The following is a 25446-nucleotide window of genomic DNA, read 5'->3' on the forward strand; positions in this document are numbered from 1 at the left end:
TTTTTTGGGTTTTTAGACCTGTAGGAGCACCCCATTAATGAGCTTCGGCGCCGATGAAGAGATCCTTCAGGATTTCCTGGTTGAGGCCGGCGAGATTCTTGAGCAACTGTCCGAACAACTGGTCGAGCTGGAAAGCCGCCCGGATGACGCAGATCTGCTCAACGCAATTTTTCGCGGTTTCCACACTGTAAAAGGGGGCGCCGGCTTCCTTCAGCTCAACGAGCTGGTGGAGTGCTGTCACATCGCCGAAAACGTGTTCGACATCCTGCGCAAGGGTGAGCGTCGCGTAGATGCAGAACTGATGGACGTGGTGCTCGAAGCGCTGGACGCGGTGAACAGCATGTTCAGCGAAGTCCGCGATCGCAGCCCGATCACCGCTGCAACCCCGGAACTGCTGGCCGCCCTGGCGCGCCTGGCCGAACCGCAATCGGCGGATGAAGCTCCGGCTTCGCCTGTGGCCGAGATGATCGAAGAGCTGGTCGTTGAAAACGAAACCGGCGACTCCGGTGACATCACCGATAACGAATTTGAACAGCTGCTGGACTCGCTGAACGCCGTCAAGGCCGAAGCCGAAGCCCCGGCGGCTGCCGCTGCGCCTGCTTCCGACGAAGCGGCCAGCGATGAAATCACCGACGCCGAGTTCGAGTCGCTGCTCGACCAGTTGCACGGCAAGGGCCAGTTCGCGGCGGACGCCGTGGCACCGGCTGCCGCTGCGCCTGCGGCTCCGGCGGCGGGCGACAGCTCGGACATCACCGACGACGAATTCGAAGCCTTGCTCGATCAGTTGCACGGCAAGGGCAACTTTGCTGTCGATGCGCTGGAGTCGGCGATTGCTTCCGTCCCTGCAAATGCGAATGCTGCCCCGGCAGCGGCTGCAGCCGGCAGCGATCTGATCACCGACCACGAGTTCGAATCGCTGCTCGACGATCTGCATGGCAAAGGCAAGTTCACAGACGTCAACACCGGTGCCGTTGTAACGGCCGGCAATGCTTCCGCTGTTGCAGCGCCTGCCGCCAAGGCTCCGGCCGCTGCGGCAAAACCCGCTGCAAAAGCGCCCGAGCCCAAAGCCGAACCGGCCAAACCGGCTGCCGCTGCTGCACCGGCTCCGGCCCGTGCTCCGGCGACTCCGCCACCGGAAAAACCGGCGAGTGAAGCCGAGACCACCGTGCGTGTGGACACCGCACGTCTCGACGAAATCATGAACATGGTCGGCGAGCTGGTACTGGTGCGTAACCGTCTGGTGCGCCTGGGCCTGAACAGCGGCGACGAGTCGATGCAGAAGGCCGTGTCGAACCTCGACGTGGTCACCGCCGACCTGCAGACCGCTGTCATGAAGACCCGGATGCAGCCGATCAAGAAAGTCTTCGGCCGCTTCCCGCGTCTGGTTCGCGACCTCGCGCGTCAGCTCAAGAAAGAAATTAACCTGGAACTGGTGGGCGAAGAGACCGACCTCGACAAGAACCTCGTCGAGGCACTGGCCGACCCGCTGGTCCACTTGGTGCGCAACGCGGTCGACCACGGCATCGAGTCGCCGGAAGAACGCGAAGCCTCGGGCAAGGCCCGTGGCGGCAAGGTGATCCTGGCCGCTGAACAGGAAGGCGACCACATCCTGCTGTCGATCTCCGACGACGGTAAAGGCATGGACCCGAACGTCCTGCGCGCCATCGCCGTGAAACGCGGTGTGATGGACAAGGATGCCGCCGATCGCCTGAGCGACACCGAGTGCTACAACCTGATCTTCGCCCCGGGCTTCTCGACCAAGACCGAGATCTCCGACGTGTCCGGCCGTGGTGTCGGCATGGACGTGGTGAAGACCAAGATTTCCCAGCTCAACGGTTCGATCAACATCTACTCGACCAAGGGCGCCGGCTCGAAAATCGTCATCAAGGTGCCGCTGACGCTGGCGATCATGCCGACCCTGATGGTGATGCTCGGCAACCAGGCGTTCGCGTTCCCGCTGGTGAACGTCAACGAAATCTTCCACCTCGACCTGTCGACCACCAACGTGGTGGACGGCCAGGAAGTGGTGATCGTGCGGGACAAGGCGCTGCCATTGTTCTACCTCAAGCGCTGGCTGGTCAGCTCCGCCGCTCACGAAGAGCAGCGCGAAGGCCATGTGGTGATCCTTTCGGTGGGCACCCAGCGGATCGGCTTCGTCGTCGATCAACTGGTCGGCCAGGAAGAAGTGGTCATCAAGCCATTGGGCAAAATGCTGCAGGGAACCCCGGGCATGTCCGGCGCCACCATTACCGGTGACGGCCGCATTGCGCTGATTCTCGATGTTCCAAGCATGCTCAAGCGTTACGCCGCACGGCGTATTTGAATCCGGGGCGGCGGGGCGACAACGTCCCGCTGCACCTAATGGAGTGTTTATGGCAGTCAAAGTCCTGGTGGTGGACGATTCGGGTTTTTTCCGCCGCCGCGTCTCGGAAATTCTTTCAGCGGATCCGAGCATCCAGGTTGTCGGTACGGCAACCAACGGTAAAGAGGCGATCGATCAGGCCCTGGCCCTCAAGCCGGACGTGATCACCATGGACTACGAGATGCCGATGATGGATGGCATCACGGCGGTGCGGCACATCATGCAGCGCTGCCCGACCCCGGTGTTGATGTTCTCCTCGCTGACCCATGAAGGCGCCCGGGTGACCCTGGATGCGCTGGATGCCGGCGCGGTGGATTTCCTGCCGAAGAATTTCGAAGACATCTCGCGCAATCCGGAGAAGGTCAAGCAACTGCTGTGCGAGAAGGTGCACAGCATCTCGCGCAGTAACCGTCGTTTCAGTGCCTACAGTGCGCCGGCGCCAGCTGCTGCACCTGCACCGGCTCCGGCTCCGGCTCCGGCGCCAACATCGAGCTTTGGCAGCCACAGTGCTCCGGCTCGTCCGGCACCGGCGCCTGCCCCGGCTCGCGCTCCGGCAGCCAGCGCTTCGTCGCCGGCGCCGAAACGCAAGGCCTACAAGCTGGTGGCGATCGGCACCTCGACCGGTGGCCCGGTTGCGCTGCAACGGGTTTTGACCCAGTTGCCGGCCAACTTCCCGGCACCGATCGTGCTGATCCAGCACATGCCGGCCGCGTTCACCAAGGCCTTCGCCGAGCGTCTGGACAAGCTGTGCCGCATCAGCGTCAAGGAAGCCGAGGATGGCGACATCCTGCGTCCGGGCCTGGCGCTGCTGGCGCCGGGTGGCAAGCAGATGATGATCGACGGCCGTGGCGCGGTGAAAATCCTGCCGGGCGATGAGCGTCTGAACTACAAGCCTTGCGTGGACATCACTTTTGGTTCCGCGGCGAAATCCTACAGCGACAAAGTTCTGGCGGTCGTGCTGACCGGCATGGGCGCCGACGGTCGCGAAGGCGCGCGTCTGCTCAAGCAGGGCGGCAGCACCGTCTGGGCTCAGGACGAAGCCAGTTGCGTGATCTACGGCATGCCGATGGCGATCGTCAAAGCTGACCTCGCGGATGCGGTGTACGGTCTGGACGATATCGGCAAGCACATCGTCGAGGCGTGTATCTGATGGATGTTCTAAGCCTTATCGGGATCATCATGGCGTTTGTCGCCATCATCGGCGGCAACTTCCTTGAAGGCGGTCACCTCGGCGCACTGGCCAACGGCCCGGCGGCGCTGATCGTGCTCGGCGGGACCATCGGTGCCGCCTTGCTGCAATCGCCGATGAGCGCGTTCAAGCGTGCCATGCAGATTCTCGCCTGGATCTTTTTCCCGCCCCGTGTAGATCTGGCCGGCGGCATCGACCGCGTCGTCAACTGGAGCCTCACCGCACGCAAGGAAGGCCTGCTGGGCCTGGAAGGCGTGGCGGATGCCGAACCCGACGCCTACTCGCGCAAAGGCCTGCAACTGTTGGTCGACGGCGCCGAGCCGGAAGCGATCCGCAGTATCCTTGAAGTGGATTTCTACACCCAGGAAGCCCGCGACATCGAAGCCGCCAAGGTCTTTGAAAGCATGGGCGGCTACGCGCCGACCATCGGTATCATCGGTGCGGTGATGGGCCTGATCCACGTGATGGGCAACCTGGCCGATCCGTCGCAACTGGGCAACGGCATCGCCGTGGCATTCGTCGCCACCATCTACGGTGTGGCCAGTGCCAACCTGATCCTGTTGCCGGTCGCCGCCAAGCTCAAGTCAATCGCGTTGCGACAGTCGCGTTATCGCGAAATGTTGTTGGAAGGTATTTTGTCGATCGCTGAAGGTGAAAACCCACGCTCCATCGAGTTGAAGCTTCAGGGCTTCATGGATTAAGGGACTAACCTCATGGCACGTCGTCGCCAGCATGAAGAGCACGTAAACCATGAACGTTGGCTGGTTTCCTACGCCGACTTCATCACCTTGCTCTTTGCCTTTTTCGTGGTGATGTACTCCATCTCGTCGATCAACGAAGGCAAGTACAAGGTCATCTCCGAAGCGTTGATCGGGGTCTTCACCGACTCCGACCGCTCGCTCAAGCCGATCCCGATCGGTGAAGAACGCCCGAAAACCGTGACCCCGGCCAAGCCGCTGGTCAAGGACTCCGAACAGGTCGATGCCGGCATCGCCGGGGCCAGCGATCCGCTGAAAAGCATTGCCGACGATATCAGCGCCGCGTTCGGCGACTTGATCGCGAGCAACCAGATGACCGTGCGCGGCAACGAGCTGTGGGTCGAGATCGAGCTCAACTCCAGCCTGTTGTTCGGCAGCGGTGATGCGATGCCGAGCGACATCGCGTTCAACATCATCGACAAGGTTGCGGCGATCCTCAAACCGTTCGACAACCCGATCCACGTCGAAGGCTTCACCGACGATCAACCGATCCGCACCGCGCAGTACCCGACCAACTGGGAACTGTCTTCGGCGCGTTCGGCGAGCATCGTGCGCATGCTGGCGATGCAGGGCGTCAACCCTGGCCGCATGGCCTCGGTGGGTTACGGCGAATTCCAGCCGGTGGCCAACAACGCCACCGCCGAAGGCCGGGCGAAGAACCGTCGCGTGGTGCTGGTGGTGTCGCGCAATCTCGATGTGCGCCGCAGCCTGACCGGCACCGGGACCGCCAATGCAACACCGGACGCCGCGTTGAAGCGTGCTGGCACACAAACTGCACCGACCCCGGTCAAGACGCCGGGACGCGAGAGTGCCGTCAATTCTCCGTCGCCCGCATTAATACGCTGAGCCATGTCTCGGCCGAGCATCTCGGCCGGGAGGAACAATCCGAATGAGAGTCTGGGCAGTCGCCAATCAAAAGGGTGGTGTTGGTAAAACCACTTCTTCCATCGCTTTAGCCGGTTTGCTGGCAGAGGCGGGCAAACGCGTGGTCGTGGTCGATCTCGACCCGCACGGCTCGATGACCAGCTATTTCGGTTACGACCCCGACAGCCTGGAACACAGCAACTACGACCTGTTTCTGCACAAGGGCAGTGTGCCGCAAGGCCTGCCGGGCCAGTTGCTGCTGTCCACCAGCGATGAACGCATTTCCCTGCTGCCGTCGAGCACCGCGCTGGCAACCCTCGAGCGTCAGTCGCCGGGGCAGAGTGGACTGGGCCTGGTGATCGCCAAGAGTCTGGCGCAGCTGTGGCAGGACTTCGATTACGCGATCATCGACAGCCCGCCGTTGCTCGGTGTGCTGATGGTCAACGCCCTGGCCGCGAGCCAACAACTGGTGATCCCGGTGCAGACCGAACACCTGGCCGTCAAAGGCCTGGAACGCATGGTCAACACCCTGGCGATGATCAACCGTTCGCGCAAACAGGCGCTGCCGTTCAGTATCGTGCCGACCCTGTTCGACCGCCGCACCCAGGCGTCGATGGGCACCTTGCGTGTGCTGCGTGACAAATTCCCCGAGGAGATCTGGCAGGGTTATATCCCGGTCGATACTCGTCTGCGCGATGCCAGCCGTGCCGGTGTCACGCCTTCGCAATTCGACGGCAAGAGCCGTGGCGTGCTGGCCTACCGCGCGCTGCTCAAGCATCTGCTGGCGCAACAACTCGTTCCGCAGGTGGCCTGAGCATGAATCGGCCGATCAAGCTGACATCGAAGCCGCAACTGGCGCTGCAGTCCTATCTGGACGGCTTGCTGCAGGAAGTGACGGACGAGGTCGAGCAGGAAATCGCAGCGCCGGTCGAGGTGGTCGAGAACACCGCCGTACTCGATGAATTCCAGGCTGCCGTGCTTGAAGAACAGGCCCGCGATGCGCAGCAAGCCGCCCGGCCAGTCGCCCCGGTTGCAGCGCCTGCGGCTGTGGTAGCGAAAGCACCTGCAACATTGATCAAAGAGCCTGAGCCGGTGCGCGTGGTCTCGACCCTGGCACCGCTGCTGCAAACCCAACTTCTGCAAACGCCGCCGGTTCCGGCGGCGCCAGCGCCCGAGCCTGAAGCGCCTGCGCCAGCCCCGGTCGAGCCGACTCTGGTTGCGCCGCTGGTCGAAGTGCATCTGCCACCCAGCAATACGCCGCCACCGGTGGAAACCGATGGCCGCCCGGCCTGGGCGTCGGAGGCCTTCGAATGCCTGTTGTTCGACGTGGCCGGGTTGACCCTGGCCGTGCCGCTGGTTTGCCTCGGCTCGATCTATTCGCTGGCCGGCCATGAGCTGACGCCGCTGTTCGGTCAGCCGGAATGGTTCCTCGGCATCCTGCCGAGCCAGGCCGGCAACCTGAAGGTGCTGGACACCGCACGCTGGGTCATGCCGGATCGCTATCGCGATGACTTCCGTCAGGGCCTGCAATATGTGATTTCGGTACAAGGTTACGAGTGGGGGCTGGCGGTGCATCAGGTCAGCCGCTCGCTGCGCCTGGACCCGAATGAAATCAAATGGAGAAGTCACCGGGGTCAGCGGCCATGGCTCGCGGGCACGGTGATTGAACACATGTGCGCCTTGCTCGATGTCTCCGCACTGGCCGAGCTGATCGCCAGCGGTGGGGCAAAGCACATGTCCGGCAGTAAGCCGAACCACAAACCGACATAACACTTACATAACAGACAGCACCGGCATACGCATGGCGGCGCACAGAACACACACCGCCAGGCGCGGTTTTTCGAGGGGCTAGGGTATGAACGACAAGGCTACTGCGGCAAAGGGTTCCGAAGATCCGATCCTGCAATGGGTGACCTTCAAGCTGGACAACGAAACCTACGGCATCAACGTGATGCGCGTTCAGGAAGTCCTGCGCTACACCGAGATCGCTCCGGTTCCGGGTGCTCCAAGCTACGTGCTGGGCATCATCAACCTGCGCGGCAACGTGGTGACCGTGATCGACACCCGTCAGCGCTTCGGCCTGATGAGCGGCGAGATCAGCGACAACACCCGTATCGTCATCATCGAAGCCGACAAGCAAGTGGTCGGCATCATGGTCGACAGCGTGGCTGAAGTGGTTTACCTGCGTCAGTCGGAAATCGAGACCGCACCGAACGTCGGTAACGAAGAGTCGGCCAAGTTCATCCAGGGCGTGTGCAACAAGAACAACGAGTTGCTCATCCTGGTCGAGCTGGACAAGATGATGAGCGAAGAAGAATGGTCGGAACTGGAGAATATCTGATTGATTCTCGAGGTAGCGGTCATTGTCCTGTTCCTGTTCTGGGCAGGCACGCTGGCGATGTTTCTGGCGTACATCAAGGCGCAGCGCGTGATCGCTGCGCAACAGGCCCAGGGCGATGCGCTGCGTGATCAGCGCATCAAGGACCTGGCCAAGCGTGTCGACGATTACCAGAACGGCAACGTGCGCATGGGCGAAGCCCTGCACGAGCTGCGCGCGGTCGTCAGTCCGATCCCGGACAAGATCACCCAGCTCGAACAGCGCGACCCGTCCAGCCTGTCATTCGCCCAGGCGGCGAAACTGGTGGGGATGGGCGCCAGTGTCGATGAGCTGACTCAGTCCTGCGGGTTGACCCAGGCTGAGGCGGAGTTGATGCGCAAGCTGCACAGAAGCAGCTGAGAGTTTCGAGCTTCGAGCGGCAAGTTGAATCAAAAAATCGCAGTCGGTGACTGCGATTTTTTTGCCCTCAGTAATCGTCGCCGCGGTCGGTGATGTCCTTCTCGACCATCGGCGCATCCGGGTCGTGTCCTTGCGGGAACTTGCCCTTGAGGTTCCAGGCAAACGCGATGATCTCGGCAATCGTCAGGTACAGCTCCTGCGGGATGCTGTCGCCCAGTTCCATGCGCGCCAGCAATTTCACCAGTTCGGCGTTCTCGTAGATCGGCACTTCACAGTCGCGGGCGATGCGCAGGATTTCTTCGGCCAGTTCGTCGTCGCCCTTGGCGGTGAGGGTCGGGGCGTGGCTGCCGTCGTACTTGAGGGCGATGGCCTGGCGTGGAGCAGTGGAATCGTTCATGCGGTTTCGTCGACCCAGCGGTGTTCGAGACGGGTTTGGATGCCTTGCGGCGGGGTGCCGAGGTGGCAGTCGAGATCGCCGACGTTGAGCCCGCGATCCAGCAAGCGCTGACGCAGTGCGGCCAGATTGGTTTCGATCAGGTCGGCAGTGTACGGTCGTTCGGCCCATAGCTGGCTCGACAGGCTGCCGTTGATCAGTTGCGCCTGAACCTGCATTGGTCCCAGCGGTTCCATGTCGAAGGCCAGATCGACACGCCACAGCTGTTGTTTGGTCTCGCGCTCGCTGTCACGGCGTTCATTCTGTTTTTCGTCCTGTGGCGCTTCTTCGCGCTGGAACTTGACCTGCAGCGGCACGATGTCCTGCAGGTTGCGCATCGGGATTTCCAGTTGCCAGGTGCTGAGCAGACGCCCGTCGTCGGTCACGCCGGTCTGTTCCAGGCTCGACAGTTGATGACTTTGCAGGCGCGAGACCGCGGCGGCGGCCAAGCGCAGCAAATGTTCCAGATCGCCTTCACCTTCCAGGCTTTGCAGCAGTCGGTCCGGCAACGGGAAGCTGCCCGGCACCGGTTTGGCGCTGACCTGGCCGAGCATGCCCAGAGCATTGCGCACAAAGCTCGGCATTGCCTGGGCCAAAGTGTTGGCGGCGATGATCGCATTCAGATTGGTATTGCCGGGCAGGCCGGGGGTGAGTTGCGCGATCAGCTTGAGCAGATCGCCTTTCATGTCTGGGGTCAGCGTCGGGTTTTGCCCGGCCAGCAATTTGGCTTCGAGAAAGGCGCCGCTGTTGAGCAAGGCCTGGGCCAGGCCTTTGGGTGTGCTCAGTTGGCCGACGTCCGGCAGGTTGGCCAGCAATCGGTCCACGGCCGCGCGCAGATCACTGGAGGTCTGATCGTCGGCGGGCGGCAGGCTCTGCAACATTTTCAGCAGGCCATCCAGCGAACCCTGGCGGCTCTGCTGGCTGACCAGTTGCTGGCTGACGGCCAGTTGTTCCTGACGACTGCTCAGGGGCAGGAATTTCAGGGTCTGGGAATCCTGCACCAGTGCTGACAGCAGGGTGCCGATGCGTAATGGCTGCGGGCTGTCGAGGCTCAAGGTGCTGCCGCTCAACACCGTGTTGAGCAGGCTGACCGTCGAACGGAATACCGTCGGCTGCCCCGGCACCTGCGGCAAGGCCTGATTGGTCAGCACCTTGCCTTGCAGCAGCGTCCCGACCGGCAATTGCGCGGTATCGATGCGGGTGAGGGTGGCGACAGCCGTGGCGATGGCCTGTTGCACGGTGACCGCCAGATTGCCCGCCGACGGCTGGGTGACCGCCAGGTTGGTACCTTGCGGCAGCGGCAGGGGACTGGTCGCCTGCACGGTGGTCTGGCGGCCGCCGTCGAGGGTGACCTTGAGCAGTACCTGAAAGGCCTGGTCCGCCGGTTTCAGCGACAACACCTCGGCCTTGGCGCTCTGGCCGGCGGCAATCAGCCCGTCCATCGGCGTCAGCAGCTTGAGCAGCTCACCCACCTGCGGACGAGCGGTCGCCGGGTTGGTGGGCGGGAGCGGGAGGATGTTCATTTCGCCTGTCATACGCGGACACAACCTGAGGAAAATGCACTCGGGAGAGCAGGGGACGCCATGTATAATGCCGCCCGTCCTTCCGTTCGTTCAAAAAAACATAGCAATTGTTTGACCCAGCTCTCTGGATTGAGCCGTCATTGCATTTATGCTGCAACTCTTTAACGGCCGCCCCAGAGCCGACTTGAACCGTATAAGGCCCGTGAACCCTTGACCAGCCCTGTCCTGCAAACCGTCGGCCTCGCCTGTGAGCGTGATCTCAGACTGCTCTTCGAGAATCTCGAATTGAGACTGGCCAGTGGCGATATGGTGCAGATCAGCGGTCCCAACGGCAGCGGCAAGACCAGTCTCTTGCGCCTGCTGGCCGGCCTGATGCAACCGACCGACGGTCAAGTACTGCTCAACGGCCAACCCCTGGCCGAGCAACGCAGCGAGCTGGCGCGCAACCTGCTGTGGATCGGTCATGCCGCCGGAATCAAGGACCTGCTCACCCCGGAAGAAAATCTCGCCTGGCTCTGCGCCCTGCATCAACCTGCCGGACGCGACGCGATCTGGCAGGCACTGGCGGCGGTTGGATTGCGCGGTTTCGAGGATGTTCCCTGCCATAGCCTGTCCGCCGGTCAGCAACGCCGCGTGGCGCTGGCACGGTTGTATCTGGACAGCCCGCCGCTATGGATCCTCGATGAGCCGTTCACCGCGCTGGACAAACAAGGCGTTGCGCAGCTCGAAGAACACCTGGCCAATCACTGCGAGCAGGGTGGTCTGGTGGTCTTGACCACTCACCACACGCTGAGCCGGATGCCGGCCGGTTATCGCGACATCGATCTGGGGAATTGGGCAGTATGAGTGTGTTCGGCCTGCTGGTTGCCCGTGAATCCCGACTGCTGTTCCGCCGCCCGGCGGAGCTGGCCAATCCGCTGATTTTCTTCGCCATCGTCATCGCGCTGTTCCCGCTGGCCGTCGGACCGGAAACTCAAGTATTGCAAAACTTGTCCCCGGGGTTAGTCTGGGTGGCGGCGCTTTTGTCGGTCCTGCTCTCGCTGGACGGGCTTTTCCGCAGTGATTTCGAAGACGGATCCCTTGAACAGTGGGTCCTTTCGCCGCACCCCCTGCCACTTCTGGTGTTGGCCAAGGTGCTGGCACACTGGCTTTTTTCCGGGCTGGCACTGGTTTTGCTCTCGCCGTTACTGGCGTTGATGCTCGGGTTGCCGGCTGCGTGTCTGCCGGTATTGCTGCTTTCGTTGTTGCTGGGAACACCGGTGCTGAGCTTGCTCGGCGCGGTGGGCGCGGCGCTGACGGTCGGTCTGAAACGCGGTGGCCTGTTGCTGGCGCTGCTGATTCTGCCGTTGTACATCCCGGTGTTGATCCTCGGCAGTGGCGCCTTGCAGGCGGCACTGCAGGGCATGCCGGCGACGGGTTATCTGTTGTGGCTTGGCAGCCTGACCGCCCTGGCGATAACCCTGACACCTTTTGCAATAGCTGCTGGCCTGAAGATCAGCGTCGGCGAATAATGAGGTCTGGTTAAAATTTAACCAGCAAAGACCCTGAGACTGCTCACACCGATGAGCGGCACCCGTGATGGAAACAGTATGAACTGGACCTGGTTTCACAAGCTCGGCTCGCCCAAGTGGTTCTACGGCATCAGCAGCAAGTTCCTGCCGTGGCTGAGCATTGCAGCGTTGCTGCTGATCGCTGTCGGCGTCGTCTGGGGCCTGGCCTTCGCGCCGCCGGACTATCAGCAAGGCAACAGCTTTCGCATCATCTACATCCACGTTCCCGCCGCGATGCTCGCCCAGTCGATCTACGTGATGCTGGCGGTGTGCGGCGTGGTCGGGCTGGTGTGGAAGATGAAACTGGCCGACGTCGCCCTGCAATGCGCCGCACCGATCGGCGCGTGGATGACCGCCGTGGCGCTGGTCACCGGGGCAATCTGGGGCAAGCCGACCTGGGGTTCGTGGTGGGTCTGGGACGCGCGGCTGACTTCGATGCTGATTCTGCTGTTCCTGTACTTCGGCGTGATCGCCCTGGGCAACGCCATCAGCAACCGCGACAGCGCCGCCAAGGCCTGCGCGGTGCTGGCCATCGTCGGCGTGATCAACATCCCGATCATCAAATACTCGGTGGAGTGGTGGAACACCCTGCACCAGGGCGCGACTTTCACCCTGACCGAAAAACCGGCGATGCCCGCCGAGATGTGGCTGCCGCTGTTGCTGACGGTGCTGGGTTTCTACTGTTTCTTCGGCGCCGTACTGTTGCTGCGCATGCGCCTTGAAGTGCTCAAGCGCGAAGCCCGTGCCAGTTGGGTGAAAGAAGAAGTGCAGAACAGCCTGGAGGCCGCTCGATGAGTTTCGCGTCATTCGGCGACTTCCTCGCCATGGGCCATCACGGCCTGTATGTCTGGTCGGCCTACGGCATCTGTCTGGCGGTCCTGATCCTCAACGTGGCGGCGCCGATTGCGGCTCGCAAGCGTTACCTGCAACAAGAGGCGCGTCGTCTGCGCCGGGAGAACGGCAAGTGAATCCGCTGCGCAAAAAGCGTCTTATCATCATTCTGGCGATTCTGGTCGGGGTCGGCGCTGCCGTCGGCCTGGCCCTGAGCGCCCTGCAGCAGAACATCAATCTGTTTTACACCCCGACCCAGATCGCCAATGGCGAAGCACCGCAGGACACCCGCATCCGCGCCGGCGGCATGGTCGAGAAAGGTTCGCTGCAACGCTCCCCGGATTCCCTGGACGTGAAATTCGTGGTCACCGACTTCAACAAGTCCGTGACCATCACCTACCGCGGCATCCTGCCGGACCTGTTCCGCGAAGGGCAGGGCATCGTCGCACTGGGCAAGCTCAACGCCGACGGCGTCGTAGTGGCCGATGAAGTGCTGGCCAAGCACGACGAGAAATACATGCCGCCGGAAGTGACCAAGGCCCTGAAGGACAGCGGCCAATCCGCGCCGACCCAAGCGAAGGAGGGTTGATCGATGACGTCCACCATTTTCATTCCCGAGCTTGGCCATCTGGCGATGATCCTGGCGCTGTGTTTCGCGCTGGTGCAGGCCGTGGTGCCGTTGCTCGGTGCCTGGCGCGGCGACCGTCTGTGGATGGGGCTTGCCCAGCCGGCAGCGTGGGGGCAGTTCGCGTTCCTGTTGTTCGCCTTCGGCGTTCTGACCTATGCCTTCATGACCGACGATTTCTCCGTGGCCTACGTCGCGATGAACTCCAACAGCGCGCTGCCGTGGTACTACAAGTTCAGCGCCGTGTGGGGCGCCCACGAAGGTTCTCTGCTGCTGTGGGCGTTGATTCTCGGTGGCTGGACCTTCGCGGTGTCGGTGTTCTCCCGGCAGTTGCCGCAAGTCATGCTCGCCCGTGTATTGGCGGTGATGGGCATGATCAGCACCGGTTTCCTGTTGTTTCTGATCCTCACGTCCAACCCGTTTTCGCGAATCCTGCCGCAGATCCCGGCCGACGGTCGTGACCTCAATCCGCTGCTGCAAGACATCGGTCTGATCGTGCATCCGCCGATGCTGTACATGGGCTACGTCGGTTTCTCGGTGGCCTTCGCGTTCGCCATCGCTGCACTGCTCGGCGGTCGTCTTGATGCCGCGTGGGCACGCTGGTCGCGTCCATGGACCATCGTCGCCTGGGCCTTTCTCGGTATTGGCATCACCCTGGGTTCATGGTGGGCTTACTACGAACTCGGCTGGGGCGGCTGGTGGTTCTGGGACCCGGTGGAAAACGCCTCGTTCATGCCATGGCTGGTGGGCACGGCGCTGATCCACTCTCTGGCAGTCACCGAGAAACGTGGCGTGTTCAAGAGCTGGACGGTGTTGCTGGCGATTGCGGCGTTCTCCCTGAGCCTGCTCGGAACGTTCCTCGTACGTTCCGGCGTGCTGACCTCGGTGCACGCGTTCGCCTCGGATCCTGAGCGCGGTGTGTTCATCCTGATCTTCCTGCTGTTCGTGGTCGGCGGTTCGCTGACGCTGTTTGCCTTGCGCGCCCCGGTGGTCAAGAGCCAGGTCGGTTTCAACCTGTGGTCGCGGGAAACCCTGCTGCTGGGCAACAACCTGGTGCTGGTGGTGGCTGCGTCGATGATCTTGCTCGGCACGCTGTACCCGCTGATTCTCGATGCGATCAGCGGCGCCAAGCTGTCGGTCGGTCCGCCGTATTTCAACGCGCTGTTCATTCCGTTGATGGCGCTGCTGATGGTGGTGATGGCGGTCGGCGTGATCGTTCGCTGGAAAGACACCCCGGTGAAATGGCTGGCCAATATGCTGACTCCGGTATTGCTAGGCAGCGTTGCGCTGGCAGTCGTTGCCGGTGTCGCCTACGGCGATTTCAACTGGGCCGTGATCGCAACCTTCCTGCTCGCAGCCTGGGTGTTGCTGGCCGGCGTGCGCGACATCTTCGACAAGACGCGCCACAAAGGCCTGATCAAAGGCCTGCCGACCCTGACCCGCAGCTACTGGGGCATGCAACTGGCCCACATCGGCATCGCCGTGTGCGCGCTGGGCGTGGTGTTGTCGAGCCAGAACAGTGCAGAGCGCGACCTGCGCCTGGCGCCGGGCGAGTCGATGGAGCTGGCCGGTTATCAGTTCGTGTTTGAAGGTGCCAAACACTTCGAAGGCCCGAATTTCACTTCCGACAAAGGCACCATCCGGGTGATCCGCGATGGCCGCGAAGTCAGTGTGCTGCACCCGGAAAAACGTCTGTACACCGTGCAGAGTTCGATGATGACCGAAGCCGGGATCGACGCCGGTTTCACCCGCGACCTCTACGTTGCTCTGGGTGAACCGCTGGGCGACGGCGCCTGGGCGGTGCGGGTGCATGTGAAACCGTTTGTGCGCTGGATCTGGTTCGGCGGTCTGCTGACCGGTCTGGGCGGGATGCTGGCGGCGCTGGACCGGCGTTACCGGGTCAAGGTCAAAGCCAGGGTGCGTGAAGCGCTGGGCATGGAAGGAGCCGCTGCATGAGACGTTGGTTGATGCTGGTGCCGCTGGCGATTTTCCTGCTGGTGGCGGTATTTCTTTATCGCGGTCTGTACCTGGATCCGGCGGAGCTGCCGTCGGCGATGATCGGCAAACCGTTCCCGGAGTTTTCCCTGCCGGCGGTGCAGGGCGACAAGACCCTGACCAAGGCCGACATCCTCGGCAAACCGGCGCTGGTCAACGTCTGGGGCACCTGGTGCATTTCCTGCCGGGTCGAGCATCCGGTGCTGAACAAGCTGGCCGAGCGTGGTGTGGTGATCTACGGCATCAACTACAAGGACACCAACGCCGATGCGTTGAAGTGGCTGGCCGAATTCCACAACCCGTATCAACTGGATATCCGCGATGACGAAGGCTCCCTGGGCCTGAACCTCGGGGTCTACGGCGCGCCGGAAACCTTCTTCATCGACGCCAAGGGCATCATCCGCGACAAGTACGTCGGGGTGATCGACGAGCAGGTCTGGCGCGAAAAACTGGCGGCCAAGTATCAGGCATTGGTCGACGAGGCCAAGCCATGAAGCGTTTTATTGCTGCCGTGGTGCTGGGGCTGAGTCTGGCCGGCGTGGCCCACGCCGCCATCGACACCTATGAGTTCGCCAAAGAGGGCGATCGCGAGCGTTTCCGCGAACTGACCAAGGAACTGCGTTGCCCCAAGTGCCAGAACCAGGACATCGCCGACTCCAACGCGCCGATTGCCGCCGACCTGCGCAAAGAGATTTTCCGCATGCTCGGCGAGGGCAAGGACAATCAGCAGATCATCGACTTCATGGTCGATCGCTACGGTGATTTCGTCCGCTACAAACCGGCGCTGAATGCCAAGACCGCGCTGCTGTGGTTCGGCCCGGCGGGATTGTTGCTCGGCGGTTTTGTCGTCATCGCCGTGATCGTCCGTCGCCGTCGCGGGCAACGCGCCGAGACTCCGCAATCGCTGTCCCCCGAAGAGCGTCAGCGCCTCGACCAACTGTTGGATAAAAACCAAGAATGATTGATTTCTGGCTTGCCGCAGGGCTGTTGCTTCTGGTCGCCCTGAGTTTTCTGCTGATTCCTGTATTGCGCGAACGTCGCGCCCAGCGTGAAGAGGATCGCACTGCCCTGAACGTCGCGCTGTATCAGGAGCGTGTCGCCGAGTTGCAATCGCAGCAGGCCGAGGGCGTTCTCGACGCTGCGCAAATGGACAGCGGTCGTGCCGAAGCGGCGCGGGAACTGCTGGCCGACACCGAAGGCGTGGCTCCAGCGCGGGTCTCGCGTCTGGGCAAACCGCTGCCGTTGCTGGCGGCCGTACTGGTGCCGGTGTTGGGCCTCGGTCTCTATATGCATTTCGGTGCTGCCGACAAAGTCGAACTGACCCGGGAATTCGCCCAGGCACCGCAGTCGATGGAAGAGATGACCCGGCGGCTTGAGCGCGCCGTGGCCGCGCAACCGGATTCCGCCGAAGGACTGTATTTCCTCGGTCGTACCTACATGGCTCAGGATCGTCCGGCGGATGCGGCGAAGATGTTCGAGCGCGCCGCCAACCTGGCCGGTCGTCAGCCAGAACTGCTCGGCCAGTGGGCGCAGGCGCAGTACTTCGCCGATGGCAAGAAGTGGTCGGACAAGATCCAGGCCCTGACCGACGAAGCGCTGAAGGCTGATCCGAAAGAAGTCACCAGCCTCGGTCTGCTCGGTATCGCTGCGTTCGAAGGCGAGCGCTATCAGCAAGCTATCGACTACTGGAACCGCTTGCTGGAGCAACTGCCAGCGAATGACAAATCCCGCGAAGCCCTGCAGGGCGGTATCGCCCGCGCCACCGAGAAACTTGAAGCCAGCGGCGGCAAGGTGGCTCAGAACACCGGTCGCGAAAACCGCGCTGCTCAAGGTCAGCGTCGATCTGGCCAGCGAACTCAAAGGCAAGGTGCAACCGGGCGACAGCGTGTTCATCTTCGTCCGCGCCGTTTCCGGCCCTCCAGCGCCGCTGGCCGCCAAGCGTCTGACCGTCGCCGACCTGCCGGTGACGGTCGAGCTGGGCGATGCCGATGCAATGATGCCGCAGTTGAAACTGTCGAACTTTCCTGAAGTCCAACTGGTTGCGCGCGTCTCCCGTGCCGGTCAGCCGACCGCCGGTGAGTGGGTAGGTCGCAGCGGGCCTCTGGCCAGCAGCACCACCGCGCCACAAAAACTGACCATCGACAGCCCGGACAAATAGCCGGAACCATCAGGAACGCACCGCCATGAACGCCATCGCCCGAATCACAGTCCTCACACTGGCCCTGGGCTTGAGCGCATGTGCGGTGCAACGGCCGGAGCCGACCACGCGGCTGCCACCGATCCCGCCGTCACAGCCGAGCCCGACCCCGTCGACCAGTCCGACGCCGGGCAAACCGGGCATCCCGGCCAAACCCTCGAAACCCGCCCCGCGCACCTCGGCTAGCTTCGCCCCGCCACCGGGCGGCAACAGCCACTGGGACCAGAAGCTGGGCGTGTACGTACTGGATGACCAGCCCAACACCTTCTACCGCCAGCGCACCTACTATCGCTGGAACAACGGCTGGAGCCGCTCGATCAGCCCGAACGGGCCGTGGGAGGACACCAACATCCACGGCGTACCGGCGGGGCTGGGCAAGCAGTTCGGGGAGTAATGAAAAACGGCGATCTTTGGATCGCCGTTTTGCTTTTTTGGGTTGATGATCGGTTAGAGAATTGCCCGATAGTCGCTTAGCGCCTTAACCGACGTAACCAAGCCTTGGCGTTGCAAAAGGTCGAGGAAGGGGTCGATGTCCATGGCGGGCATTCTCAGCTGTTGTCGCTGCTTTTGAGCTGCTGATACAACGGCAGCCGGATCAAGTGCCAACAGGTTGTCGACAAATTCATCTGGATGCTGGGCCTCGATGCCGAAAGGCTCCAGAGTTTGGCTGGGAAAGTCTTTCTGGTTGAAAGTCACGATCACCCCAGCGCCGCAACGGATGGCCGCCGCCAGAACATGGCGATCATCGCGGTCGGGCAACGTGAGTCCGGCAATCAGATCTTCATAGTCATGTACACAGGCATCAGGTATTGCTTGATCCATAAGCTTTGATGTGCGATCCAGCTGTTCCATCGTCAGGTCAGGGCGGTTCTTCAGCAGATTGCGTTTCCATTCGCAGTGAATCTCCTGGGTCCATCTCGCCCGAAATCGTCCTGAGAGCGCAAGCCACATGAGGAAGTCTCTTAAGGTGGCGGGGTACAAGACGCATGCATCGTACAAAGCGGTAAAAGAGGAATGCCTCACTCGTAACCTGTCCTTAACGCCTGAGCTTGCTCTGCGAGAAGCGCCATTGCCTGCTCGCTGGCGGTGGTGCGCCGGTTCTTATAGTCCATCAGATCGGCAAAGCACACACGTCGGTGCTTGCCTGTTTTGTGGTAGGACAACTCGCCGCTTTCCAGCAGTTTTATGAGGTGTGGACGTGAGACGTTGAGCAGGTCGGCGGCTTCCTGAGTCGTCAATTCGGCATGCACCGGCACGACCTGGACCGCGTTGCCGGCTGCCAGCTCCGCCAGAATGTCGATCAGCAGGCGCAAGGCCGAGGTGGGCAGTTCGACGCGATGAGCTTCATTCTGCTCGTCGAAAATCTGGATGTGTTGGGTCTCGAAATGGGTTGCGAGATAGGCAGCCAAGGCGCGCTGTCCTTCAATGGCGGCTTTGACTTCACGTTCTACAGGGAGGCTGATGGAGGGATGAATAACGGTCGACATGGCGAGTCCGGCTTTGGGAATGAGTAATGCCGGGAACGTTATTCGAAATAAGCGAAAATCGCAATAAACGAAACGAGTGCTGCTTTACGGTTTTTTCATCAACATTCCCTGCACATACTCAACAAACGCCCGCGCCTTGGCGCTGGCCATCCTGCCCGTCGGAAACACCGCCCACAGCTCCTGCTTCGGCAAAACCCAATCGCTCAAGACAGCCTTCACAGCGCCACTGGAGAGTTCCGGTGCAAACATCCACTCCGAGCCCATCCCCAGCCCCTGATGGGTCAGCACCGCCTCACGCAACCCTTCGGCGGCGCTGACGCGCAGGCGGCCATTGACGGTCACGGACTGCTCTTCGCCATCCTTGTTGAAGTGCCAGGTCGCACCACCGCCACGGTGGTAGATGACGGCACGGTGTTGGCTCAGATCGTCAGGGCAGGCAGGTTCACCGTGACTGGCGAAGTAGGCCGGGGTGCCAACGATGACACGCCGGCATTCGGCGATCTTGCGCACGGTCAGCCCCGAGTCACTGAGCGGCCCAAGGCGCAGAGCTACGTCGATGCCTTCTTCCACGAGGTTGATGTTCTGGTCGTCGAGCAGCAGATCGACATTGAGTTGCGGGTGTTGATCGAGGAACGGCCCCAGGTGCGGCACCACATGCATCCGGCCAAAGGTGACGGCAGTGCTGACCCGCAGATTGCCGCTCAGGCCGCCGGCCACGCCTCGGGCAGCATTGTCAGCCTCGTCGGCTTCTTCGAGCGCACGCCTGGCTCGTTCGAAAAATGCCAGGCCGGCCTCGGTCGGCGTCAGGCCTCGGGTCGAACGCAACAGCAGGCGCACGCCGAGGCGAGTTTCGAGTTGGGCGATGGTTTTCGACACGGCCGGCTGACCGATATTCAACCGCCGGGCGGCGGCGGAAAACGAGCCTGTTTCCACGACGTAGATGAAGGTTTCCATGGCGGCGAGGCGGTCCATCGGTGGTCCTTGAGAATAGAGAGGAGCAAGCATGGCAGCCGAGTTTAATCGGGTCCGAGGACAGTGCATCAATCACATGCTGCAAAACAACCGAACGTCGTCCTGCGGATTTCTGTGCTTGAGTAAAGATAACTCTAGAGTTACTTTTATTGAGCCGAAGCAAGGAGGCGGTTGGTGCAGAGCAGGTTATTGATCAAGGAGCTGGAGGAAGCAGGCTGGACGCTGGATCGGATTACCGGCAGTCATCACATCTTCACGCACCGTTACAACCCTTACACGATTCCCGTTCCTCATCCGAAGAAGGATTTGCCGGTCGGGACGGTCAAGAGCATCAGGAGGCGCGCCGGGTTATACAACCCGCCAGCCAGTGACACAGGAGATTCGTAATGCAATACCCAATCTGCATCGAGTGGGGTGACGAGAACACCGCCATCGGTATTCAGATCCCCGATATTCCCGGCGCGGTAACGGCCGGGGATACGTTTGAGGATGCCTACAACGCAGCTGTCGAGATTGCCCACATCATGCTGCAGGAGATCGCGGCGGATGGTGATCCGATTCCGATGCCGACCTCGGCGGCCACCCACCGCAACAATCCGGAATTTGCCGACATGGGCTGGGGCATGCTGGAGCTGGATATTTCGCCGTACATGGGCAAGACCGAGAAGGTCAACGTGACCTTGCCCGGTTATGTCATCCAGCGGATCGACCGTTATGTGCGCGAGCACAACGTCAAAAGCCGTTCATCCTTTCTGGCGGATGCTGCCATGGAAAAACTGGTCCGGCATTGAGCGTCGGGCGCTGCCGGTTGGCAGCGCCTCGTACCTTTCAAGCCGTCGCCATCACTGTTCTCTGGGAAACACTCAAAAACCGCACCAGCGCCAGCAGCGGAAACGCACTGCCGACAATCACGATCCACAGCCAGCCGCCATGCTCGTACACCGCACTGGCCACCGACGAGCCGAAGGCGCCGCCGATGAAGATGCTGGTCATGTACAGCGCGTTGAGGCGGCCGCGGCTTTTGGCATCGAGGGAGTAGACCGCGCGCTGGCCGAGCACCATGTTCATCTGCACGCAGAAGTCGAGCACCACGCCGGTCACGGCCAGGCCGATCACGCTGTAGGCCGGGTGGATGAAGGCCGGCAGGAAGCTCAGGCTGGCGAACAGCATGGCCAGCAACGAGGCGACGCGGGTGTGGCCGGCGTCGGCCAGGCGTCCGCTGATCGGCGCGGCGATGGCACCGATGGCGCCGACCAGGGCGAAGATCGCGATTTCACTTTGGGACAGGCCATGGTTGCGCGCCAGTTCAAGCGGCACGGCGGTCCAGAACAGGCTGAAGGTGGCAAACATGCAGGCCTGGTAGAACGCCCGCTGACGCAGCACCGGTTGCTGGCGTAGCAGTGTCCACAGCGAGCCGATCAACTGGCCGTAGGAAGCGCTGTGATCCGGCTGGCGCTTGGGCACGGTCAGGGCCAGCACGATGCTGATCGCCGCCATCAACGCCGCCGCGATCATGAACATGGCCCGCCAGCCGAGATGGTCAGCGACCACACTCGACACCGGGCGCGCCAGCAGAATCCCCAGCAGCAGACCGCCCATGATCCCGCCGACCACACGGCCACGGGATTCCTCCGGCGCCAGATGCGCCGCCAGCGGAATCAGGATCTGCACCGACACCGAACTGAAACCCACCAGCAGCGAAATCAACAGGAACACATTGGGCTGATCGGTAAACGCCGCCCCCAGCAGGCTGGCGATCGCCACCACGGTGGTGATGATCATCAGACGGCGGTTTTCCAGCAGATCCGCCAGCGGCACCAGGAAGAACAGGCCCAGCGCATAACCGATCTGGGTCAGCGACACGATGAAGCTGGCCATGGTGTCGGTCAGGCCGATGTCCGGCGCGATCAGGCCGATGATCGGCTGGGCGTAGTAGATGTTGGCAACGATGGCGCCGCAGCAGAAAGCGAACAGCAGCACCATGCCTCGGGTCATTGCGTGAGTTGTGGCGGTCATAGGGTTTCTCGATCCAGCGAAAAGGAATGCGATGAGGCTAAGGGACGAAACGGGCAGGCGGTAGAAGCCCTGGATCGATATCAGTTATTCCGTTGCGGAATAGATCGCGTCGAACAATCCGTCGTCCATCGGCGAACCTTGCGTCCGACCGAAGAGGGACGATGATACATTCACTTACATCTTGTTCGATAGCGTGCTTATGTTGCGCCTGGATTTCCATGTGCACTCAACGGGAGGATTGCGATGTTTCGTCAGTTGCTTCGCCACACCACGACTCTTTTGATGATCGGCGTACTCAGTGCCGGCAGCGTCTACGCCGGCGAGGCCCCGGGCATGCGCATGGGCATACGCGGCGAAATCACCGGAGTCGGCTCCGACTCCCTCAAGGTCCACGTCAACACGGGCGAAAACGTAGTGGTCCAGTTGACTCCGGACACCAAGGTCCGCGCCGTCACCCTGGCCAATATCGAAGACATCAAGCCCGGCAGCTACATCGGCTCGGCAGCCATTCCTCAGGAGGATGGCACGCTCAAGGCGCTGGAGGTTCACGTATTCCCCCGGAGCTGGCCGGCGGCGGCGATGGTCATCGACCATTCGACCTGGCCAAGGGCAGCAGCATGACCAATGGCAGCGTCGGCGATCTGGTGGTGAGCAACGGCCGGGTGCTGACCGTCAACTACAAGGGCGGCCAGCAGAAGATCCTGGTGCCGGAGGACGTGCCGATCGTCAACCTGACGCCGGGGGATCGCAGCTTGCTCAAGGTTGGCGTGAAGATTGTGACCTTCGTGACCCAGAGCGCGGACGGCACGTTGACCGCGCAATCGATCTCGGCCGGCAAGGATGGCGTCAAGCCGCCCATGTAGCCGGCCACAAAAATGGCGACCTCTTCAGGTCGCCTTTTTCATGTCAGCTCACGCCTTACTGGCCGTTGTAGATCTGGTCGAAGATCCCGCCGTCGTTGAAGTGGGTCTTCTGCACGGTGCGCCAGTCGCCGAAAGTTTTCTCGACCGACAGGAAGTCGACTTTCGGGAAACGGTCGGTGTACTTGGCCAGGACCGCCGGGTCACGCGGACGCAGGTAGTTGGCAGCAGCGATTTCCTGACCTTCCGGCGACCACAGGTACTTCAGGTATTCCTCGGCGGCTGCGCGGGAGCCTTTCTTCTCGACGACTTTGTCGACCACCGACACCGGCGGTTCGGCTTCGGCGGAGACGCTTGGGTAGATGACTTCGAACTGGTCGCGGCCGAACTCGCGGGCGATCATTTCAGCTTCGTTCTCGAAGGTCACCAGCACGTCGCCGATCTGGTTGGTCATGAACGTGGTGGTGGCGGCACGGCCACCGGTGTCCAGCACTGGCGCCTGCTTGAACAGCTTGCCGACGAAGTCTTTGGCCTTGTTCTCGTCACCGCCGTTTTTCAGCACGTAGCCCCAGGCCGACAGGTAGGTGTAGCGGCCGTTACCCGAGGTTTTCGGGTTCGGCACGATCACCTGCACGCCGTCCTTGAGCAGGTCCGGCCAGTCTTTCAGGGCTTTCGGGTTGCCTTTGCGCACGATGAACACGGTGGCCGAAGTGAACGGTGCACTGTTGTTCGGCAGACGGGTGACCCAATCCTTCGGCACCAGTTGACCGTTATCTGCGAGAGCGTTGATGTCGGTCGCCATGTTCATAGTGATGACGTCAGCCGGCAGGCCGTCGATCACCGAGCGGGCTTGCTTGCTCGAACCGCCGAAAGACATCTGCACCGTGATGTTTTCGTTGTGTTCGGCCTGCCAGTGTTTCTGGAACGCAGTGTTGTAGTCCTTGTAGAAATCGCGCATCACGTCGTAGGACACGTTAAGCAGGGTCGGTGCGGCCTGAGCCACGCTGCCGAAGGCAAGACCAGCGGCGAGAAGTGAGGCGCCAAAGAGTTTTTTCACTGCGCATTCCTTGTTCTGTGGGGGTGTTTTTACAAAGGTGAGGCCATTTGCCAGCGACTATAGCGGGGCGCGCATAGTCGCTTAAAGATTAAAAAGAACTTTGCTTATTCCATTTTCTTGAACAGCGCATTGCCACAACGGGAGCAGAACGAGGCTTCGTGTTCATGGCTGTTTTTCTTGCACACCGGGCAATCGTGCTGCAACTGACCGCCACGCATGGCGGTGGCCAGTTCGGCGGTGAAAATCCCCGTGGGTACGGCGATGATCGAATAACCGGTGATCATCACCAGCGACGAAATCACCTGGCCCAGAATGGTCCTCGGCACGATGTCGCCGTAACCCACGGTGGTCAGGGTCACGATAGCCCAATAGATGCCTTTGGGAATGCTGGTGAAGCCATGCTCCGGGCCTTCGACCACGTACATCAAAGTGCCGAACACCGTGACCAGAGTGCAGACGCTGAGCAGGAACACGAGGATCTTCTGTTTGCTGCCCCGCAGGGCGTCGAGCAGGTAATGCGCCTGTTTCAGGTACGGGCCGAGTTTGAGTACGCGGAAGATCCGCAGCATCCGGATCACCCGGATGATCAGCAGATATTGGGCATCGCTGTAATACAGCGCGAGGATGCCGGGCACGATCGCCAGCAAATCCACCAGCCCGTAGAAACTGAAGGCGTAGCGCAGCGGCTTGGGCGAGCAATACAGGCGCAGCAGGTACTCGCCGAGAAAGATGACGGTGAAGCCCCACTCGATGTACGCCAGCACATCGGCATAGTTCTGGTGGATGTCATCGATGCTGTCGAGGATCACCGTCACCAGACTGGCGAGGATGATCAGCAGCAGGGTCTTGTCGAATCGACGTCCCGCTACTGTGTCAGTCTGGAAGATGATCACGTACAGGCGATCACGCCACGTGTTGTTGCCGTTCATGCGAATCGCCCTGGCCATAAATCAGCGCAGCCTAGGTTGATTCTCCCCGTCAGCGCAAGGCGCCGCGTTCAACTCGGGTTGGCGCATCAAGCGAATGCCGGTGCGCAGCAGCCAGCAGGCAAGAATGAACGGTGCCGTGAGGGTCGCAAGGCCAAGGGCGCTGAACAGCGGTGTCACCAGCAGCGCCAGGCCGATGCCGAACAGCGGCAGCCACGGTTGCTGGCGTTGGGTGCTGAAGGCGAGGGCGGCGAGCACCGCGTTGTAGCCCCCCAGACCGAGCAGCGCGACCTGGCTGTCGTGATGCAACAGGCTGGAACCCAGACCAATCGCCGAGGCCGCCATTGCCCAGGCAAATGCCCGGCGATCGGCGATCAGCAGACCGGCAGCGATCAATGCACCGGCCAGCGGGTGGTCGAGGAACATCACTTGGCCCAACCCCTTCAGCGCGGCACCAAGCAGATTCAGCGTGTTCAGTTCAAGCGCCGGAGCCGGTGTCGCAGGCTCGGCGAAACACAGGAACACCCAGCTCAGCAACACGAACGGCGCGGTGTAGGCAGGCAGGTATTCGGTGAGGCGCGCGCGTTTGAGCCACTGCTGCGTGATCATCGCGCTCAGGCCACCGGCCGCCAGAATCAGCGGCGGCAACATCGGCGACCAGGGGAAATACAGGCTCAGCAACAGGCCGACCAGCACGCCGTTGTAGCTGAACAGTCCGGCCTGGCGATCAGCCTTGGCGTAGTTTCGGCGTTGCGCGGTGAGCAACCCGGCGACCGCGCCGAGCAGCGCGCCGGCGAACAGCACCGGCGCGGTGAATAAAATGGCCAAAAGGCACAGCAGGCCACACAACGGGTGGCGCTGGAGGAAGATCTGACTGAAACCGTTGAGCAAGGCTTCGGCCCAGTCGGGGCAGTGGGTGTTGAAATGGTTGGCAGGCATGTCTGGACAATCTGGGCAGTAGGGCAATCAAAAGGTCTTGCTTGAAGCTGTGGCGAGGAGCTCATGCCCGGTGAATGCGGTGTCTCTTGTGGAAACCGTCATGCCGAGCGACGGGAGCACGCTCC

28 protein-coding genes and 2 pseudogenes are annotated in these 25446 nt (G+C 61.7%); 21 read left to right on the forward strand and 9 right to left on the reverse strand.

The annotated features are described in order from the left end of the window. Positions 1 to 37: 37 nt before the first annotated feature. The 8 genes from R1A29_RS07400 (at position 38) to R1A29_RS07435 (ending at position 7910) form a co-directional block, all read left to right on the forward strand. Positions 38 to 2323 (forward strand): chemotaxis protein CheA, encoded by a 2286-nt coding sequence (locus tag R1A29_RS07400; RefSeq protein WP_438301063.1) that lies wholly within the window; start codon positions 38 to 40, stop codon positions 2321 to 2323. Positions 2324 to 2372: 49 nt separating this feature from the next. Then, positions 2373 to 3512: a protein-glutamate methylesterase/protein-glutamine glutaminase gene (locus R1A29_RS07405; RefSeq protein ID WP_265811936.1), complete on the forward strand. Its 1140-nt coding sequence runs from the start codon at positions 2373 to 2375 to the stop codon at positions 3510 to 3512. Then, positions 3512 to 4252 carry a flagellar motor protein gene (locus R1A29_RS07410; protein WP_169429421.1) on the forward strand — a complete coding sequence of 247 codons (741 nt, stop codon included), beginning with the start codon at positions 3512 to 3514 and terminating at the stop codon, positions 4250 to 4252. The genes R1A29_RS07405 and R1A29_RS07410 overlap by 1 nt, the downstream gene beginning before the upstream one ends. Before the next feature lie 12 nt (positions 4253 to 4264). Beyond that, positions 4265 to 5155, forward strand: a complete 891-nt coding sequence (gene motD / locus R1A29_RS07415) for a flagellar motor protein MotD (protein ID WP_085710492.1) — start codon at positions 4265 to 4267, stop codon at positions 5153 to 5155. Positions 5156 to 5198: 43 nt separating this feature from the next. Next, entirely contained in the window at positions 5199 to 5987 is a 789-nt protein-coding gene (locus tag R1A29_RS07420; protein WP_085710493.1) for a ParA family protein, read from the forward strand. A gap of 2 nt (positions 5988 to 5989) precedes the next feature. After that, the gene (locus R1A29_RS07425) at positions 5990 to 6943 is read left to right on the forward strand and encodes a CheW domain-containing protein (protein ID WP_438301064.1); all 954 of its coding nucleotides are present in this window, start codon (positions 5990 to 5992) and stop codon (positions 6941 to 6943) included. Between the two features lie 85 nt (positions 6944 to 7028). Next, the gene (locus R1A29_RS07430) at positions 7029 to 7514 is read left to right on the forward strand and encodes a chemotaxis protein CheW (RefSeq protein WP_007959223.1); all 486 of its coding nucleotides are present in this window, start codon (positions 7029 to 7031) and stop codon (positions 7512 to 7514) included. Beyond that, positions 7515 to 7910: a DUF2802 domain-containing protein gene (locus tag R1A29_RS07435; protein WP_085710496.1), complete on the forward strand. Its 396-nt coding sequence runs from the start codon at positions 7515 to 7517 to the stop codon at positions 7908 to 7910. It begins immediately after the preceding gene. Positions 7911 to 7977: 67 nt separating this feature from the next. On the opposite strand, the gene R1A29_RS07440 is transcribed toward R1A29_RS07435, so the two are convergent. Both R1A29_RS07440 and R1A29_RS07445 read right to left on the reverse strand, forming a co-directional pair. Beyond that, on the reverse strand, positions 7978 to 8307 hold the full coding sequence (locus R1A29_RS07440) for an EscU/YscU/HrcU family type III secretion system export apparatus switch protein (RefSeq protein WP_085710498.1): 330 nt from the start codon (positions 8305 to 8307) through the stop codon (positions 7978 to 7980). Then, positions 8304 to 9878 carry a flagellar hook-length control protein FliK gene (locus R1A29_RS07445; RefSeq protein WP_438301065.1) on the reverse strand — a complete coding sequence of 525 codons (1575 nt, stop codon included), beginning with the start codon at positions 9876 to 9878 and terminating at the stop codon, positions 8304 to 8306. Before R1A29_RS07445 ends, R1A29_RS07440 begins: the two co-directional genes overlap by 4 nt. A gap of 198 nt (positions 9879 to 10076) precedes the next feature. Here R1A29_RS07445 and ccmA point away from each other — a divergent pair, with 198 nt between their 5' ends. The 10 genes and pseudogenes from ccmA to R1A29_RS07495 all read left to right on the forward strand — a co-directional run bounded on the left by ccmA (position 10077) and on the right by R1A29_RS07495 (position 17458). Further along, on the forward strand, positions 10077 to 10712 hold the full coding sequence (ccmA, locus tag R1A29_RS07450; protein ID WP_134825899.1) for a cytochrome c biogenesis heme-transporting ATPase CcmA: 636 nt from the start codon (positions 10077 to 10079) through the stop codon (positions 10710 to 10712). Then, entirely contained in the window at positions 10709 to 11377 is a 669-nt protein-coding gene (gene ccmB / locus R1A29_RS07455; protein WP_085710502.1) for a heme exporter protein CcmB, read from the forward strand. Before ccmA ends, ccmB begins: the two co-directional genes overlap by 4 nt. Before the next feature lie 78 nt (positions 11378 to 11455). Beyond that, a complete protein-coding gene (locus tag R1A29_RS07460; protein ID WP_085733725.1) occupies positions 11456 to 12211 on the forward strand; it encodes a heme ABC transporter permease in 756 nt (251 codons plus the stop codon). Further along, positions 12208 to 12384 (forward strand): heme exporter protein CcmD, encoded by a 177-nt coding sequence (ccmD, locus tag R1A29_RS07465; RefSeq protein ID WP_011333085.1) that lies wholly within the window; start codon positions 12208 to 12210, stop codon positions 12382 to 12384. Before R1A29_RS07460 ends, ccmD begins: the two co-directional genes overlap by 4 nt. Continuing rightward, the gene (gene ccmE / locus R1A29_RS07470; RefSeq protein ID WP_065261104.1) at positions 12381 to 12836 is read left to right on the forward strand and encodes a cytochrome c maturation protein CcmE; all 456 of its coding nucleotides are present in this window, start codon (positions 12381 to 12383) and stop codon (positions 12834 to 12836) included. The genes ccmD and ccmE overlap by 4 nt, the downstream gene beginning before the upstream one ends. Before the next feature lie 3 nt (positions 12837 to 12839). Next, positions 12840 to 14828, forward strand: a complete 1989-nt coding sequence (locus R1A29_RS07475; protein ID WP_119428804.1) for a heme lyase CcmF/NrfE family subunit — start codon at positions 12840 to 12842, stop codon at positions 14826 to 14828. Next, positions 14825 to 15361, forward strand: coding sequence for a DsbE family thiol:disulfide interchange protein (locus R1A29_RS07480; RefSeq protein ID WP_011333088.1), 537 nt, complete (start codon positions 14825 to 14827; stop codon positions 15359 to 15361). The genes R1A29_RS07475 and R1A29_RS07480 overlap by 4 nt, the downstream gene beginning before the upstream one ends. Then, positions 15358 to 15828, forward strand: a complete 471-nt coding sequence (locus tag R1A29_RS07485; protein ID WP_114881915.1) for a cytochrome c-type biogenesis protein — start codon at positions 15358 to 15360, stop codon at positions 15826 to 15828. Before R1A29_RS07480 ends, R1A29_RS07485 begins: the two co-directional genes overlap by 4 nt. Then, positions 15825 to 17025: pseudogene (gene ccmI / locus R1A29_RS07490) on the forward strand (c-type cytochrome biogenesis protein CcmI). Before R1A29_RS07485 ends, ccmI begins: the two are co-directional and overlap by 4 nt. Positions 17026 to 17050: 25 nt before the next feature. Further along, complete coding sequence (locus tag R1A29_RS07495; protein ID WP_085710507.1) at positions 17051 to 17458, forward strand: hypothetical protein; 408 nt, start codon at positions 17051 to 17053, stop codon at positions 17456 to 17458. A 53-nt stretch (positions 17459 to 17511) separates the two neighbouring features. Here the strand turns inward: R1A29_RS07495 and R1A29_RS07500 are convergent, their stop codons facing one another. From R1A29_RS07500 to R1A29_RS07510, 3 genes are all read right to left on the reverse strand, one after another. Continuing rightward, on the reverse strand, positions 17512 to 18087 hold the full coding sequence (locus R1A29_RS07500) for a PIN domain-containing protein (RefSeq protein WP_438301066.1): 576 nt from the start codon (positions 18085 to 18087) through the stop codon (positions 17512 to 17514). Beyond that, on the reverse strand, positions 18084 to 18551 hold the full coding sequence (locus R1A29_RS07505; RefSeq protein ID WP_438301067.1) for a helix-turn-helix domain-containing protein: 468 nt from the start codon (positions 18549 to 18551) through the stop codon (positions 18084 to 18086). The genes R1A29_RS07500 and R1A29_RS07505 overlap by 4 nt, the downstream gene beginning before the upstream one ends. 84 nt (positions 18552 to 18635) lie before the next feature. After that, entirely contained in the window at positions 18636 to 19523 is an 888-nt protein-coding gene (locus R1A29_RS07510) for a LysR family transcriptional regulator (protein WP_438301068.1), read from the reverse strand. 174 nt (positions 19524 to 19697) lie between these two features. On the opposite strand from R1A29_RS07510, the gene R1A29_RS07515 reads away from it, so the two are divergent. Next, complete coding sequence (locus R1A29_RS07515; RefSeq protein ID WP_065261097.1) at positions 19698 to 19910, forward strand: type II toxin-antitoxin system HicA family toxin; 213 nt, start codon at positions 19698 to 19700, stop codon at positions 19908 to 19910. Next, on the forward strand, positions 19910 to 20314 hold the full coding sequence (locus tag R1A29_RS07520) for a type II toxin-antitoxin system HicB family antitoxin (protein WP_114881918.1): 405 nt from the start codon (positions 19910 to 19912) through the stop codon (positions 20312 to 20314). Before R1A29_RS07515 ends, R1A29_RS07520 begins: the two co-directional genes overlap by 1 nt. A gap of 37 nt (positions 20315 to 20351) precedes the next feature. Here R1A29_RS07520 and R1A29_RS07525 read toward each other — a convergent pair whose 3' ends face one another. Continuing rightward, entirely contained in the window at positions 20352 to 21539 is a 1188-nt protein-coding gene (locus R1A29_RS07525) for an MFS transporter (RefSeq protein ID WP_438301069.1), read from the reverse strand. 282 nt (positions 21540 to 21821) lie between these two features. Between R1A29_RS07525 and R1A29_RS07530 the strand changes: the two are divergent. Further along, a pseudogene (locus R1A29_RS07530) lies at positions 21822 to 22402 on the forward strand (DUF5666 domain-containing protein). A 55-nt stretch (positions 22403 to 22457) separates the two neighbouring features. Here the strand turns inward: R1A29_RS07530 and R1A29_RS07535 are convergent. The 3 genes from R1A29_RS07535 to R1A29_RS07545 form a co-directional block, all read right to left on the reverse strand. Beyond that, positions 22458 to 23456 (reverse strand): sulfate ABC transporter substrate-binding protein, encoded by a 999-nt coding sequence (locus R1A29_RS07535; RefSeq protein ID WP_248742937.1) that lies wholly within the window; start codon positions 23454 to 23456, stop codon positions 22458 to 22460. A gap of 104 nt (positions 23457 to 23560) precedes the next feature. After that, the gene (locus R1A29_RS07540) at positions 23561 to 24385 is read right to left on the reverse strand and encodes an ion transporter (protein ID WP_192553106.1); all 825 of its coding nucleotides are present in this window, start codon (positions 24383 to 24385) and stop codon (positions 23561 to 23563) included. Positions 24386 to 24406: 21 nt separating this feature from the next. Beyond that, positions 24407 to 25321 (reverse strand): urea transporter, encoded by a 915-nt coding sequence (locus R1A29_RS07545; RefSeq protein ID WP_438301070.1) that lies wholly within the window; start codon positions 25319 to 25321, stop codon positions 24407 to 24409. Positions 25322 to 25446 lie beyond the last annotated feature (125 nt).

Origin of the sequence: Pseudomonas sp. NMS19W (genome assembly GCF_051554255.1) — a bacterium.
GTDB classification, from domain to species: Bacteria; Pseudomonadota; Gammaproteobacteria; order Pseudomonadales; family Pseudomonadaceae; genus Aquipseudomonas; species Aquipseudomonas kribbensis.

Coding starts and splice junctions, on each gene's coding strand:
- R1A29_RS07475 (WP_119428804.1), top strand. CDS start 12,840: ATGACGTCCACCATTTTCATTCCCGAGCTTGGCCATCTGGCGATGATC.
- R1A29_RS07430 (WP_007959223.1), top strand. CDS start 7,029: ATGAACGACAAGGCTACTGCGGCAAAGGGTTCCGAAGATCCGATCCTG.
- R1A29_RS07405 (WP_265811936.1), top strand. CDS start 2,373: ATGGCAGTCAAAGTCCTGGTGGTGGACGATTCGGGTTTTTTCCGCCGC.
- R1A29_RS07525 (WP_438301069.1), bottom strand. CDS start 21,539: ATGACCGCCACAACTCACGCAATGACCCGAGGCATGGTGCTGCTGTTC.
- R1A29_RS07460 (WP_085733725.1), top strand. CDS start 11,456: ATGAACTGGACCTGGTTTCACAAGCTCGGCTCGCCCAAGTGGTTCTAC.
- R1A29_RS07520 (WP_114881918.1), top strand. CDS start 19,910: ATGCAATACCCAATCTGCATCGAGTGGGGTGACGAGAACACCGCCATC.
- R1A29_RS07480 (WP_011333088.1), top strand. CDS start 14,825: ATGAGACGTTGGTTGATGCTGGTGCCGCTGGCGATTTTCCTGCTGGTG.
- R1A29_RS07540 (WP_192553106.1), bottom strand. CDS start 24,385: ATGAACGGCAACAACACGTGGCGTGATCGCCTGTACGTGATCATCTTC.
- ccmB (WP_085710502.1), top strand. CDS start 10,709: ATGAGTGTGTTCGGCCTGCTGGTTGCCCGTGAATCCCGACTGCTGTTC.
- R1A29_RS07495 (WP_085710507.1), top strand. CDS start 17,051: ATGAACGCCATCGCCCGAATCACAGTCCTCACACTGGCCCTGGGCTTG.
- R1A29_RS07505 (WP_438301067.1), bottom strand. CDS start 18,551: ATGTCGACCGTTATTCATCCCTCCATCAGCCTCCCTGTAGAACGTGAA.
- R1A29_RS07410 (WP_169429421.1), top strand. CDS start 3,512: ATGGATGTTCTAAGCCTTATCGGGATCATCATGGCGTTTGTCGCCATC.
- R1A29_RS07510 (WP_438301068.1), bottom strand. CDS start 19,523: ATGGACCGCCTCGCCGCCATGGAAACCTTCATCTACGTCGTGGAAACA.
- R1A29_RS07425 (WP_438301064.1), top strand. CDS start 5,990: ATGAATCGGCCGATCAAGCTGACATCGAAGCCGCAACTGGCGCTGCAG.
- R1A29_RS07400 (WP_438301063.1), top strand. CDS start 38: ATGAGCTTCGGCGCCGATGAAGAGATCCTTCAGGATTTCCTGGTTGAG.
- motD (WP_085710492.1), top strand. CDS start 4,265: ATGGCACGTCGTCGCCAGCATGAAGAGCACGTAAACCATGAACGTTGG.
- R1A29_RS07485 (WP_114881915.1), top strand. CDS start 15,358: ATGAAGCGTTTTATTGCTGCCGTGGTGCTGGGGCTGAGTCTGGCCGGC.
- ccmD (WP_011333085.1), top strand. CDS start 12,208: ATGAGTTTCGCGTCATTCGGCGACTTCCTCGCCATGGGCCATCACGGC.
- R1A29_RS07545 (WP_438301070.1), bottom strand. CDS start 25,321: ATGCCTGCCAACCATTTCAACACCCACTGCCCCGACTGGGCCGAAGCC.
- R1A29_RS07440 (WP_085710498.1), bottom strand. CDS start 8,307: ATGAACGATTCCACTGCTCCACGCCAGGCCATCGCCCTCAAGTACGAC.
- R1A29_RS07420 (WP_085710493.1), top strand. CDS start 5,199: ATGAGAGTCTGGGCAGTCGCCAATCAAAAGGGTGGTGTTGGTAAAACC.
- R1A29_RS07445 (WP_438301065.1), bottom strand. CDS start 9,878: ATGACAGGCGAAATGAACATCCTCCCGCTCCCGCCCACCAACCCGGCG.